Raw genomic sequence first — 12,175 nt, 5'->3', positions numbered from 1 at the left:
GGAGCCTGCGATGCACACAGCGACCGTCGTCCGCCAGCCCGCCGCCGCCGCGGCGCACTACCGCGACATCGACCTCGCGGCGCGCGTCGCCGCCGCGTCGCCGCACCAGCTGGTGACGATGCTGCTCGACGGGCTGCGGACCAGCCTGGGCGGCGCGGCACGGGCGCTCGCCGACCGCCAGCCGGCGCAGCGTATCCGCACCGTGACGCGCGCGCTGGCAATCCTCGACGCGCTGGAGGCGAGCCTCGATTTCGGCAGCGGCGGCCGACCGGCGCGAAGCCTCGCGGCGCTTTACGGCGAACTGCGGGCGCTAGTCGTCGCGGGCAATGCCGAAGGCCGCCCCGAGCTGCTGTCGGTCGCCGCCGAGCGCGTGGCGACGCTCAGCGGAGCGTGGCGCGAGATCGCGCCGCCGCGCTGAAATGTCAGCGGCTGTTGTCGATCCAGTCGCGCGGCGGCTCGCCACCCTGGCGCTGCACGACGGCAACCGCCTCGCGCACATAGCCGCGCGCCTCGTCCCTCGCGCCGGTCGATTGGAGCAGTGCCGCGAGGTTGATCAGCGTCCGGGTGTCGTCGCGGTCGAGCAGGCGCGCGGTGCGGTACCAGCGCAGCGCCTCCGGCCGGTCGTTGGCGCTGTACGCCATCGCCGCGAGCGTCTTGGCCGCGGCGAGCTCGTCGGCGGGCGCCAGCAGCCCGCTCTCGACCATCGCTTCAAGCGCCGCGCGCCGCCCCGCGGCATCACCCGCCGTCTCGGCGATCCGGTACAGGAAGCTCTGCGTGACGAAGAGGTCGGTGACGGTCAGGCCCGGCACCGCGAGCAGGCGCAGCGCGTGGGTGCGCGCCGTCGCGGGATCGTTCGCCAGCAGCGCTTTCTGCACCGGCACCAGCCCGCACGCCGCAGCCTTGGACAGGGTCGCACCAGTGACGACGCAGGTCTTTGTCCGGACAAATCTGGTGCTCTTGTAGGCGTCGAGGCCTGAATCGGGGGTCAGGCCGCGGAACCCCGTACTGCTCGCGATATAGGGCGACAACAGCACCGGCGCCCGCGGGAGGCGGGAACCGGCGTAGACCAGCGTCTCTTTCTGCGGCTTGTCGCCGGGCGCAGTGACGACGATGTCGCCGGCCTGGGGCGCTGGTGCGGGCACCGCTGCCGCGAGCTGCGCGCCGATCAGCAGGAGGGTGAGCGACATCGCAGCGGTCCCTTGACGCAACGGGCGCAGCCTATCGGCTGAGGACGAGGGCGGCAACCGGCCAGCTAGTGTACCGGCAGGCGCACGATGTTGAGCCGCCGCATCTTCTCGATCAGCGTCGTGCGGCGCAGGCCGAGGCGGCGGGCGGATTCGGCGATGCCGCCGGCGGCATCGCTCAGCGCCTGCTCGATATAGGTCTGCTCGACCTCGTCGAGGAGGCGCTTCAGGTCGATGCCGCCCGGGTCGTCGGCAACCGGCGGGCGCGGCGGCAGGTTGCGCGTCCGCCGCTCGATCGCCGGCGGCCAGGGTGTGCCGCGCGGCCCTTCGGTCAGCGCCTCGGCGGTGTCGGCGTCGAGCGTTTCGGTGCCGTGCAGCGCGACGGCGCGCTCGACGAGGTTGCGCAGCTCGCGGACATTGCCGCGCCACGGCATCTCGGCGAGGCGGCGCAGCGCGGCGCGCGTGAAGCCGACGCCCCCGGCCGCGAAATGCTCGATCAGCAGCGGGATGTCGTCGCGGCGCTCGCTCAGCGCCGGCATGCGGATCTCGACGACCGCGAGGCGGTAGAACAGGTCCTCGCGGAAGCGCCCTGCGGCGATCGCGGCGTCGAGGTCGAGATTGGTTGCGGCGACCAGGCGCACGTCGACCGCGACGCCGATCATCCCGCCGACACGCTCGACGACGCGCGTCTCAAGGACGCGGAGCAGCTTGACCTGCATTGCCGCGGGCATGTCGCCAACCTCGTCGAGAAACAGCGTGCCGGTGTCCGCCGCCTCGAACCGCCCGCACCGCGCCCTCGCCGCTCCGGTGAAGGCGCCGGCTTCGTGCCCGAAGATTTCGCTCTCGATCAGTTCGGCGGGAACCGCACCGCAGTTGACGGCGATGAAGGGGGCTGCGGCGCGCGTACCGCGCTGGTGCAGCAGGCGGGCGACGACGTCCTTGCCGCTCCCCGACGGACCGGTCAGGAGAACCGTCGCGGCACTCGACGCGACGCGGTCGATGCGGTCGCGCACGTCGCGCATGACCGCGCTGGTTCCGATCATCTCGGCGAGTTGAATCGACCCTGCCCGACGCGTTGCGCCCATGTCCGCCCCTCTGCCAACCAGTCGCGCCCTTCCTCACCACTGGGGATGCAGTGACGCTGCCCACGCAATCGCCGCTTGAAAACATTATGTAGCCGAAACGGTCTCTTATCCGTTGCGTACCCGTACTAATGCAGGCCAGAGTGATGGTAACGGGGTCTAAGGTTAGAGATTCATTAATGAATGATGTCGATTTGATCGTTCTGGCGGGGCAGGCCGGGGCACTGGTGGACAGCGACGTGGTGCCGCCGGGGTTCCGCGTGACGCACGAGCCCGACGCCGCCTCGCTGCGCCGCCGCCTGGGCGAGGACTGGACGGTGGCGCTCAGCGTCGTCGATCTGGGTATCGCCGACACCGACCTGATCGACCGGCTGCAGTCCGATGGCGCGCCGCCGTCGCTGCTGATCGGCGACGCCGCGCGCTTCGTCGACCGGGTCAATCTGGCGCCGTCGGTGCGCGCCTATCTCGATCCCGATGCCGATGCTGGGGCGATCCGCGCCGCGGCCGTTGCGGCACTGGCCCGGAGCAGCTCTGCCGTCGGCGATTTCTCGGACCGCGATTCCTCGCGGCTCAACGCGCTCGGGCGCGAGGTCGAACGCATCGCGCGTGCGCTCAACGAACTGGCGACCGAGGCGCGCGTCCAGCCGGTCGAGGATGTCGGGGCGCCGTTCGTGCGCGCCATCCTGAAACGCCGCCGCGACCGCGAACGCTATTTCCCCGCCGAGCTGTTCTCCGACCCGGCTTGGGACATGCTGCTCGACCTGACTGCCGCGCGGCTGGAAAAGCGCAGCGTCTCGGTGTCCAGCCTGTGCATCGCCGCCGCGGTGCCGACGACGACCGCGCTGCGCTGGATCCGCAACCTGTGCGACGTCGGCATGTTCGAGCGGACGACCGACCCCGACGACCTGCGCCGCGGCATCATCACGCTGTCCGACGATACCGCTGCGCGGATGATGACCTATCTGGCGTCGATCCGCCCGGCCGGCTGAAGCGACGCCATGAAGGCGCGGACATCGCGCGCCGATACGTCGGGGGTCTCCTCCATCGGCAGATGGCCGACGCGGTCGTAGATCACGGTGCGCGCGTTCGGCAGGTGCTGCGCGTACCAGCCGGCGGACGAGACCGGGATGAAGCGGTCCTCCCGGCCCCACAGGATCAGCGTCGGCGTCTTGACCCCGGCAAGTTCGGCGGGGGAGACGCTGCCATAGCCCTGCCCGAAGCGGTCGAGCGTCGCCTGGCGGTTGCCGGGATAGCGCAGCAGCTCCCAATAGCGGTCGACCGCGGCCTCGGTCAGCACCGATTTGACCGAGACTGCACCCTGAAGGCCGTTGGCGACGAGCCAGCGCGGCGTGATGCCTGCGACGACGTCTCGGACGACGGGGATTTGCGCGATCCTGAGCACCAGCGGCGTGTCGCGCTCGCCCGGTGTCGGTTGTCCGCCCGCGTCGACAAGGACCAGGCCGTTCAGGCGATCCGGATAGGTCACCGCGAAGCGCGCTGCGATGCCGCCGCCCATGGAGTTGCCTGCCAGCACGAAGCGGCCCAGCCTCAGGTGGTCGGCGACCGCCGCAACGATGCGCGCCGATTTCACGGTGCTGTAATCGCGCTGCGGGTCGGGACCCGTCAGGCCATGCGCGGGCAAATCGAGACTGACGATGCGGTAGCTGTCCTTCAGCCGCGCAACCCACGGCTCCCAGGTATGCAGCGAAGCATTGGAACCGTGCAGTAGCACCAGGACGGGCGCGCCGCGCGGCCCCTCGTCACGCAGATGGACGGTCAGGCCCGGCAGCACCTCGACGAACTGCGACGTCGGCGAGGCGTATTTGGCGCGCAGCTCGGCAACGGAAATGTCGGGAACGCGCAACATTAGCCACCCACCTATCAGCACCACGACGAGGGCCAGCAGCACCCACGGCCAGCGCCGCGCGCGCTTGCCGCTCAAAGCGGCACGATCCTGAGCGGCAGGCCGTCCTTGGGTTTCGGGATCGGGAACATGTTGAACTCGCCGCTCGCGGTCGGCGCCAGCTCGATGCGGTTCTCCGACAGCAGCGCGAACATGAAGGCCTTCGCCTGCATATACGCGAAGTGCAGCCCCAGGCACATGTGCGCCCCGCCCCCGAACGGCACCCAGGCGTATTTGTGGCGGCCCTTCGAGTTCTCGGGCGAGAAGCGCAGCGGGTCGAAGCGCTCGGGATCGGGCCAGATGTCGGGCAGGCGGTGCGTGACCATCGTGTTGATCCCGACATGGCTGCCGGCGGGCACGACATGGTTCATGAAGGTGAACTCGCGCAGCGCGCGGCGCGGCATCGACGGGACGGGCGGGATCAGGCGCAGCGCTTCCTTGAACGCCATCTCGCACAGCTCGAGCTTGCCCAGCGTCTCATAGGTCAGCGGTCCGCCGGTCTCAGTCTTCACCGCCATGATCTCGGCACGGAGCCTGTCCTGCCACTCGGGGTGCTTGCCGAGGTAGAACACGGTCGAGGTCAGCGACGAGGTCAGTGTGTCGTGCGCCGCCATCATCAGGAAGTTCATGTGATCGATGATTTCCTGGTCGCTGAGCAGCCGGCCGTCCTCGTCGCGGGCGTTGCAGATCTGCGTGAAGATGTCGTCGCCTGACTGGCCGCGGCGCTTCGGGATCTCGGCGCCGAAGAACTTGCACATGTACTGGCGCGCGACGACGCCGCGGCGCATCGCGGTGAAGGGCAGCGGCTTGCGGACGATGCCGGTCGCGGCGAGCACCATGTCGACGAAGGCACGGTTGATCTTGTCGGCCTCGGGGCCCCACGCGACACCAAGGAACGACGCGGCCGCGAGGTCGAGCGTCAGCGCCTTGATCGCTGGGTAGAACTTGAACTCGCCCTTGGCCGGCCAGCCGGCGATGCCGCGCGCGATGCCGTCGTTGAGCTGGCCGAGGTAGTGCTTCATCGGCTCGGGCTTGAACGCCACGCCGAGCGTCTTGCGGTGGACGCGATGTTCCTCGAAATCCATCAGCATCAGGCCCTTGGGGAAGACCTGGTCGAGCACCGGATTCCAGCCGAGCGACGACGAGAAATTCTTGTCCTTGTTGAACATCACGAGTTCGTTCGCCTCGGGGCCGATCATCGAGACGCCCCAGCCGCCGAAATCCTGCCGCCGGAAGATGCGTCCATAGGCTTCGACCGAGCGCATGCTGTAGCCCAGCGGGTCCTGCAGGAACTTGAAGGTGCGGTACATCGAGCTGCGTGCCGGCTCCATGCCCGGGATGTGCGACAGCTCCTTGAAGCTGGGCTCGGGCAGGTCGGCGGGAATGAAGGCCGAGTGCGGGGTATGCGCGTTCATATGAGCCGACTCCGGAGTGCGGAGCAACGATACGCACAAGCAATGTTTGAGTGCAACTCGAAAGTCAGAAGTGCATCACGCCTTCGATGACGGTCACGCACGTCCCGCCGAGAATCACCCGGTCGCCGGCGAGCGTGCAGTCGAGGTGCCCGCCGCGTGTGCTCGCCTGGAAAGCCGTGAAGCGGTCGAGGCCGAGGCGCTCGGCCCAGTAGGGCACGATGATCGCGTGCGCCGAGCCGGTGACCGGGTCCTCGTCGATGCCCGCGCCGGGGGCAAAGGCGCGGCTGACGACGTCGCCACCCGAGACATCGCCGTCGCCCGGCGCGGTCGCGATGCACAGCACGTCGCCGCCCGTCAGCGCGGCGATGGCGCGGAAGTCGGGAGTCAGGGCGCGCACCTCGGCAGCGGTCGCGAATACCGCGACGAGGTAATCGTCGCCGCGAGTCAGGATCGCCTCGGGCACCGCGCCGAGCGCCTCGGCGAGGCCCGCGACCGGACCGGGCGACGGCCCCCAGGCGGGCAGCGACAGGGTCAGCCGATCGCCGTCGCGGCCAACCGTCAGCACGCCCGCCTTGCGCGTCGAGAAGCGCACCGCCGCAAGGGCCGGGTCGCGCGACAGCAGGAAATGACCGCTCGCCAGCGTCGCATGGCCGCACATCGCGACCTCGACCGTCGGGGTGAACCAGCGCAGGTCGTAGTCGGCCTCACCGTTGCTTCGCGCGACCAGGAAGGCGGTCTCGGCGAGGTTATGCTCCATCGCGATCGCCTGCAGCGTCGCGTCGTCGAGCCAGGCGTCGAGCAGCATCACCGCGGCCGGATTGCCCTCGAAAGGGCGGCTGGCGAAGGCGTCGATCTGGACGAAGTTCAGGCGCATAACGGCTCCGGCTGGTGGCCGGGGTCGTAATGCCCGGCAGGGTCGACGTGGATCAGGATTTCGGCGCCCGGGAAGGCGGCGGCGACGCGCGTCTCGATCGCGTCGACGATGTCGTGCGCGGCGGCGACGCTCATCTCGGGCGGCAGCCAGACGTGGAACTGGATGAAGTCGGTGACGCCGCTCGACCGCGTGCGCAGCTGGTGGACCCCTGACACGCGCGTCTCGGCGGCGACGATGGCGAGCAGCTTCTGCCGCTTCGCGTCGGGCCATTCGCGGTCCATCAGCATGTCGACCGCCGCCCGTGCCGAGCGCACCGCACCGATAGCCAGATAGGCGGCAATGCCGATGCCGAAGATCGAGTCGGCGCCGTGCAGCCCGGCGTAGATGTCGAGCACCAGCGCGACGATGACCGCCGCGTTGAGCAGCAGGTCGGACTGGTAGTGCAGATGATCGGTGGCGATCGCGACCGATCCGGTGCGCTTCACGATGCCGCGCTGGTACGCGACGAGCGCCAGCGTCAGCGCGATGCCCGCCAGGCTGACCCCGATGCCGATGTCGCCGCGGGTCGGCAGCTCGTCGATGCCGAGCTGCATGATGCTGCGCCAGCCGATCGCCACCGCCGACGCGACGATCAGCAGCGTCTGCATCAGCGCGGCGATCGCCTCCGCCTTGCCGTGCCCGAAGCGGTGGTCGTCGTCGGCGGGCTGCGCCGCCAGGCCGACCGCGAACAAAGTCATCAGCGACGCCGCTAGGTCGAGCGCGCTGTCCGCCAGGCTGCCCAGCATCGCCATCGACCCCGTCGCCCAAGCACCCCAGATCTTGAGGCCGATGAGCAGCGTGGCGACGGTCACCGACGCCAGCGCGGCCCGGCGCGTCAGGACTCCGCGCGCCGGGCCGGCCTCGGTCACGGGTAGAGCAGCCCGCTCGTCCAGCCGTCGCTGGTGCGGGTGAAGAGGGTCCGCTCGTGCAGGCGGTTGGCGCGGTCCTGCCAGAATTCGATGGCGCGCGGCACAACGCGGAAGCCCGACCAGCGCGGCGGACGCGGCACGTCGCCGCCTTCGAAGCGCGCCTCCGCCTCGGCGACTCGCGCCTCGAAGGTCGCGCGGTCGGCCAGCGGCCGCGACTGGTCCGACGCCCAGGCGCCGAGCTGCGAGGTGCGCGGCCGCCCGGCGAAATAGGCGTCGGCCTCGGCATCGGGAATCAGGCCGGCATCGCCGTCGATGCGGATCTGGCGCTGCAGCGACTTCCAGTGGAAATCCATGTGGACGGCCGGGTTCGCCGCCAGCTCGCCGCCCTTGCGGCTGTCGAGGTTGGTGTAGAACACGAAGCCGCGCTCGTCCCAGTGCTTGAGCAGCACGATGCGCACCGATGGGCGCGCGTCCGGCGTCGCGGTCGCGAGCGCGAAGGCGTTGGGGTCGGCGGGCTCGGCCGCCTTGGCTTCGGCGAACCAGTCGGCGAACTGGGCGAAGGGATCGATATTCATGCGCGGCTCCTAGCCTGCCGCGCGGAGTCGGGAAACCACTACGCGACCGCGACGATCTCGACCTCGCTGCCTGCGACGATCGCGACCTCGCCGACGCCCTTGCCGAGCAGTGCGCGCGCCAGCGGCGAGACGTAGGATACGCTGCCGTTCGCCGGGTCGGCCTCGTCCTCGCCGACGATGCGCCAGGTACGCGGGCCGGCGTCGCCCTCGATGGTCACGCTCGCGCCGAACACGACGGTGTCGTCGATCACGGCCTCGATCAGTTGCGCCGACGCCCGCCGCGACGACCAGTAGCGCAGGTCGCGCGTCGCCCGCGCCATCGCCGTCCTGTCCGCCGAAATCGCGCCGCTTGCCTGCGCCTCGGCATAGGCGGTCTTGGCCGTCGCCAGCTCGGCGTCGATCGCCGCGAGGCCTGCGGGCGTCACCAGATTGGGATGCGTCGAGATTGGCCTGTCGGGCAGGTCGGCGGCGACCGCCTCGCTGTCGGACTCCTTGGTGAAGGCAACGCTCACCGGACGGTCTTTACAGGGAAACCTGTGTTACTCATCTAAAGCATCCATGCTAACGGGAGGACTATGAGAGACCCCTACACCGTATTGGGCGTCGCGCGCGGGGCGAGCGATGCCGAGATCAAGAAGGCGTATCGCAAGATCGCCAAGGACAACCACCCCGACCGCAACAAGGACAATCCCGCCAAGCTGGAAAAGTTCAAGGAGGCGTCGGCCGCCAACGCCCTGCTGAGCGATGCCGAGCAGCGCGGGCGTTTCGACCGCGGCGAGATCGATGCCGAAGGCAACCCCAAGGCGCCGGCAGGCTTCGGCGGGGGGCAGGGCTTTCCGGGCGGCTTTGGCGGCGGCGGATTCGCGGGCGGCGCGCGGCCGGGCGCATCGACCTCCTCGTTCGACTTCACCACCGACCCCAGCGACCTGTTCGCCGAACTATTCGGACGCGGCGCGGGGCGTGGCGGCGGCTTCGACGAGGAACTGCGCCGCCGCATGGCGCCCAAGGGGGCGGACGTCGCCTACCGCCTGTCGGTGCCCTTCGAGGACGCGGCGGTGCTCAAGCCGCAGCGCGTCTCGCTGCGCAACGGCAAGACGATTGACCTCAAGCTGCCGCCGGGCTTTTCCGCCGAGAAGCCGCTGCGCATGGCCGGGCAGGGCGAGGCCGGCGCTGGCGGCGCGGGCGACGCGCTGATCACCCTCGACATCGCCCCCCACCGGTTCTTCAAGCGCGACGGCGACGACGTGCGCCTCGACCTGCCGGTGACGCTCAACGAGGCGGTCGACGGTGCCAAGGTGCGTGTGCCGACGCCCGACGGGCCGGTCACGCTGACCGTCGCGGCGGGCAGCAGCTCGGGCCGCGTGCTGCGGCTGCGCGGGCGCGGCTTCACGCGCGCCGACGGCACCCGCGGCGACCTGCTGGTGGCGCTCGAGGTCGATCTGCCGCACGAGGATGCGGAGCTTCGCGCCTTCACCGCGCGTTGGCACGACGGACGGTCTGTCCGTGCCGCGCTGGGGGTCGATTGATCGCAGATACGCTTCGCAACGCCGTCCCGCTCGCGGTTCGCGACCGCGTGGCGCGTTTCCGTGCGTCGCGCGGCTGGTGCGTCGTCAAGCAGACGGTCAGCGGCACCTGGGCCGACGGCTTCGTCCACGCCGGCAACATCGCCTATCTGTCGCTGCTGACGCTGTTCCCCTTCTTCATCTGTGTCGCGACGCTGGCCGGCTCGCTCGGCCGTACCGAGGACGGCACGCGCGCCGTGCGGACCTTCCTGCAGACCGTGCCGGGCGACGTCGCGACGCTGATCGAGAAACCGATCGCCGATGTCATCGCGGCGCAGTCGAATTCGGGCCTGCTGACCGTCGGCCTGCTGCTGACGCTGTGGACGATCAGCGGCTTCATCGAGACGATCCGCGACATCATCCGCAAGAGCTATGGCGCGAAGTTCAGCATGCCGGTGTGGCGCTATCGCCTGTTGTCGATCGGCATGATCGTTGCGGCGGTGCTGCTCATGCTGGTCGCGTTCATCGCGCAGGTCGCGCTGACCGGCGTCGAACAGTTCATGACGCGCCTGCTGCCGTTCGCGGGCGGCTGGGTCGACTGGCTCGGCGTCGGGCGAGTGGCGCCGGCGATCGCGCTGTTCGTCGCCCTTTGGCTGGTGTTCTTCACCCTGACCCCGCACAAATATCGCAACGCGTCGCCGATCTGGCCCGGCGCGCTGCTGACGATGGTGACCTGGGTCGGCACGACGATGCTGCTGCCCGTCATTATCGGGACGTTCGGCGGCTATGGCCGCACCTATGGCTCGCTGGCGGGGGTGATCGTCGCGCTGCTGTTCTTCTACATCATCGGGCTGGCGCTGGTCGTCGGCGCGCATTTGAACGCGGCGCTGGCGATTGTTCCCGAAACCGGCCAAAAGCGGGACGACCACGAACCGGGGATGCCAGTTGCCTGAATTGATGCGCGGGAAACGCGGCCTGATCATGGGTGTCGCCAACGACCGCAGCCTTGCCTGGGGCATTGCCCAGGCCCTGTCGCGCGAAGGCGCGGAGATCGCGTTCAGCTTCCAGGGCGAGGCGCTGGAAAAGCGCGTGCGCCCGCTCGCCGCGAGCCTGGGGGCCGACTTCCTGATCGAGTGCAACGTCTCCGACACCGCGTCGCTCGATGCCTGCTTCGCGACGCTGGCAGAGCGCTGGCCCCGAATCGACTTCCTCGTCCACGCCATCGGCTTTTCGGACAAGAACGAGCTGCGCGGCCGCTACGTCGATACCACCCCGCAGAACTTCGCCCAGACGATGGACATCAGCGTCTACAGCTTCACCGCCTGTGCCCAGCGCGCCCTGCCGCTGATGCCCGAGGGTGGCTCGATGCTGACGCTGACCTATTACGGGGCGGAGAAGGTCATCCCGCACTACAACGTGATGGGCGTCGCCAAGGCAGCGCTGGAGACCAGCGTCAAATATCTGGCGATGGACCTTGGTCCGCAGAACGTCCGCGTGAACGCCATCTCGGCCGGGCCGATCAAGACGCTCGCCGCCAGCGGCATCGGCGACTTCCGCTACATCCTGAAGTGGAACGAGTATAATTCGCCGCTGCGCCGCAACGTGACGATCGAGGATGTCGGCGGCGCCGGCGTCTACCTGCTCAGCGACCTCGCGAGCGGCGTAACCGGCGAGATCCACCACGTCGACGCAGGCTACAACGTCATCGGCATGAAGGCCGAGGACGCGCCCGATATCGCGGTCAGCTAAAGCCCGGTATAGCCCCGGAACCACTCGACGAAGGCGGGCAGCCCCTCGTCGAGCGTCGTCTTCGGCCACCACTCCAGATTGTCGCGCGTGCGGTCGATATCGGCATGCGTCGCGATCACGTCGCCGGGCGGCAGCGGCGCATGCTCGACGATCGCGCGCTTGCCCGTCGCGGCCTCGATGACCTCGACGAAGCGCGTCAGCTCCTCGGCGCGGTCGTTGCCGAGGTTGTAGATGAAGTGCGGCCGTGTTCCCTCGGGCGGCCGTTCGAGCGCCGCCAGCACACCCGCGACGATGTCGTCGATATAGGTGAAGTCGCGCTTCATCTTGCCGCCGTTGAACAGGCGGATCGGGTGCCCTCGCAGCACCGCCTCGGTAAACAGCCACGGCGCCATGTCGGGCCGTCCCCACGGGCCATAGACGGTGAAGAAGCGCAGGCCGGTCTGCGGAATGCCGAACAGATGCGCATAGGCATCGCTCATCAGCTCGTCGGCGCGCTTCGTCGCGGCGTAGAGCGACACCGGGTGGTCGACGGTGTCGCCGACCGCGAACGGCAGCTTGGCATTGCCGCCATAGACCGACGACGACGACGCATAGACGAGGTGTGCGACGCCGCGCGCGCGGGCCAGTTCGAGGATGTTCAGATGTCCGGACAAATTGCTCCGGACATAATCCTGCGGGTGGTCGAGCGAGTGGCGCACCCCGGCCTGCGCCCCGACATGGACGATGCGGTCGAACGCCGGCAGTGCGTCGAGCGTCGCCATCTCGGCAAAGTCGCCCTCGACGAAGGCGAAGTTACCGGTCAGCCGCGCCAGCCGGTCGCGCTTCAGCGACACCGGGTAATAGGCATTGAGGTTGTCGATCCCGACGACGCTCTCGCCGCGGTCGAGCAGCGCGCGCCCCACCGCCGCCCCGATGAAGCCCGCCACCCCCGTTACCAGTACGCCCATGTTTCCCCCGGTCGCGCGTGCCCGTCATGCCGCCGC

14 protein-coding genes are annotated in these 12,175 nt (G+C 69.4%); 5 read left to right on the top strand and 9 right to left on the bottom strand.

The genetic code is table 11. The features are described from left to right. Positions 1–10 precede the first annotated feature (10 nt). Entirely contained in the window at positions 11–418 is a 408-nt protein-coding gene (locus tag FMM06_RS10150; RefSeq protein WP_144237291.1) for a flagellar export chaperone FliS, read from the top strand. 4 nt (positions 419–422) lie between these two features. Here the strand turns inward: FMM06_RS10150 and FMM06_RS10145 are convergent, their stop codons facing one another. After that, the gene (locus FMM06_RS10145; RefSeq protein ID WP_144237290.1) at positions 423–1,187 is read right to left on the bottom strand and encodes a tetratricopeptide repeat protein; all 765 of its coding nucleotides are present in this window, start codon (positions 1,185–1,187) and stop codon (positions 423–425) included. A 65-nt stretch (positions 1,188–1,252) separates the two neighbouring features. Then, positions 1,253–2,227, bottom strand: coding sequence for a sigma-54 interaction domain-containing protein (locus FMM06_RS10140; RefSeq protein WP_235889270.1), 975 nt, complete (start codon positions 2,225–2,227; stop codon positions 1,253–1,255). 218 nt (positions 2,228–2,445) lie between these two features. On the opposite strand from FMM06_RS10140, the gene FMM06_RS10135 reads away from it, so the two are divergent. Next, positions 2,446–3,255: a hypothetical protein gene (locus tag FMM06_RS10135; protein WP_144237288.1), complete on the top strand. Its 810-nt coding sequence runs from the start codon at positions 2,446–2,448 to the stop codon at positions 3,253–3,255. Here the strand turns inward: FMM06_RS10135 and FMM06_RS10130 are convergent. The 6 genes from FMM06_RS10130 to greA all read right to left on the bottom strand — a co-directional run bounded on the left by FMM06_RS10130 (position 3,225) and on the right by greA (position 8,453). Further along, a complete protein-coding gene (locus FMM06_RS10130; RefSeq protein WP_235889269.1) occupies positions 3,225–4,208 on the bottom strand; it encodes an alpha/beta fold hydrolase in 984 nt (327 codons plus the stop codon). The genes FMM06_RS10135 and FMM06_RS10130 overlap by 31 nt on opposite strands. Further along, positions 4,205–5,584, bottom strand: coding sequence for a cytochrome P450 (locus FMM06_RS10125; protein WP_144237287.1), 1,380 nt, complete (start codon positions 5,582–5,584; stop codon positions 4,205–4,207). The genes FMM06_RS10130 and FMM06_RS10125 overlap by 4 nt, the downstream gene beginning before the upstream one ends. A gap of 64 nt (positions 5,585–5,648) precedes the next feature. Beyond that, positions 5,649–6,458, bottom strand: coding sequence for a PhzF family phenazine biosynthesis protein (locus FMM06_RS10120; protein ID WP_144237286.1), 810 nt, complete (start codon positions 6,456–6,458; stop codon positions 5,649–5,651). Continuing rightward, positions 6,449–7,366 carry a cation diffusion facilitator family transporter gene (locus FMM06_RS10115; protein ID WP_235889268.1) on the bottom strand — a complete coding sequence of 306 codons (918 nt, stop codon included), beginning with the start codon at positions 7,364–7,366 and terminating at the stop codon, positions 6,449–6,451. The genes FMM06_RS10120 and FMM06_RS10115 overlap by 10 nt, the downstream gene beginning before the upstream one ends. Then, complete coding sequence (pdxH, locus tag FMM06_RS10110) at positions 7,363–7,941, bottom strand: pyridoxamine 5'-phosphate oxidase (RefSeq protein WP_144237285.1); 579 nt, start codon at positions 7,939–7,941, stop codon at positions 7,363–7,365. The genes FMM06_RS10115 and pdxH overlap by 4 nt, the downstream gene beginning before the upstream one ends. 38 nt (positions 7,942–7,979) lie before the next feature. After that, positions 7,980–8,453 carry a transcription elongation factor GreA gene (gene greA, locus FMM06_RS10105; RefSeq protein ID WP_144237284.1) on the bottom strand — a complete coding sequence of 158 codons (474 nt, stop codon included), beginning with the start codon at positions 8,451–8,453 and terminating at the stop codon, positions 7,980–7,982. Between the two features lie 63 nt (positions 8,454–8,516). Between greA and FMM06_RS10100 the strand changes: the two genes are divergently transcribed. From FMM06_RS10100 to fabI, 3 genes are read left to right on the top strand one after another with little or no spacing between them, the layout of a single operon-like run. Then, complete coding sequence (locus FMM06_RS10100; protein WP_144237283.1) at positions 8,517–9,467, top strand: DnaJ C-terminal domain-containing protein; 951 nt, start codon at positions 8,517–8,519, stop codon at positions 9,465–9,467. 47 nt (positions 9,468–9,514) lie between these two features. Then, complete coding sequence (locus FMM06_RS10095) at positions 9,515–10,396, top strand: YihY/virulence factor BrkB family protein (protein ID WP_185965144.1); 882 nt, start codon at positions 9,515–9,517, stop codon at positions 10,394–10,396. Further along, positions 10,389–11,192 carry an enoyl-ACP reductase FabI gene (gene fabI / locus FMM06_RS10090; protein ID WP_144237281.1) on the top strand — a complete coding sequence of 268 codons (804 nt, stop codon included), beginning with the start codon at positions 10,389–10,391 and terminating at the stop codon, positions 11,190–11,192. Before FMM06_RS10095 ends, fabI begins: the two co-directional genes overlap by 8 nt. On the opposite strand, the gene FMM06_RS10085 is transcribed toward fabI, so the two are convergent. Then, positions 11,189–12,139, bottom strand: a complete 951-nt coding sequence (locus tag FMM06_RS10085; protein ID WP_144237280.1) for an NAD-dependent epimerase/dehydratase family protein — start codon at positions 12,137–12,139, stop codon at positions 11,189–11,191. The genes fabI and FMM06_RS10085 overlap by 4 nt on opposite strands. Positions 12,140–12,175: the final 36 nt, after the last annotated feature.

The organism is Glacieibacterium frigidum, assembly GCF_007097155.1.
In the GTDB taxonomy this organism is placed as follows: Bacteria; Pseudomonadota; Alphaproteobacteria; order Sphingomonadales; family Sphingomonadaceae; genus Glacieibacterium; species Glacieibacterium frigidum.
This window is presented reverse-complemented; position numbering and strand designations above follow the sequence as displayed.

Bases quoted from the DNA above. Each gene is read 5' to 3' on its own strand.
- FMM06_RS10085 (WP_144237280.1), bottom strand. From the start codon at position 12,139: ATGGGCGTACTGGTAACGGGGGTGGCGGGCTTCATCGGGGCGGCGGTG.
- pdxH (WP_144237285.1), bottom strand. From the start codon at position 7,941: ATGAATATCGATCCCTTCGCCCAGTTCGCCGACTGGTTCGCCGAAGCC.
- FMM06_RS10100 (WP_144237283.1), top strand. From the start codon at position 8,517: ATGAGAGACCCCTACACCGTATTGGGCGTCGCGCGCGGGGCGAGCGAT.
- FMM06_RS10120 (WP_144237286.1), bottom strand. From the start codon at position 6,458: ATGCGCCTGAACTTCGTCCAGATCGACGCCTTCGCCAGCCGCCCTTTC.
- FMM06_RS10135 (WP_144237288.1), top strand. From the start codon at position 2,446: ATGAATGATGTCGATTTGATCGTTCTGGCGGGGCAGGCCGGGGCACTG.
- FMM06_RS10140 (WP_235889270.1), bottom strand. From the start codon at position 2,227: ATGATCGGAACCAGCGCGGTCATGCGCGACGTGCGCGACCGCATCGAC.
- FMM06_RS10145 (WP_144237290.1), bottom strand. From the start codon at position 1,187: ATGTCGCTCACCCTCCTGCTGATCGGCGCGCAGCTCGCGGCAGCGGTG.
- FMM06_RS10150 (WP_144237291.1), top strand. From the start codon at position 11: ATGCACACAGCGACCGTCGTCCGCCAGCCCGCCGCCGCCGCGGCGCAC.
- FMM06_RS10125 (WP_144237287.1), bottom strand. From the start codon at position 5,584: ATGAACGCGCATACCCCGCACTCGGCCTTCATTCCCGCCGACCTGCCC.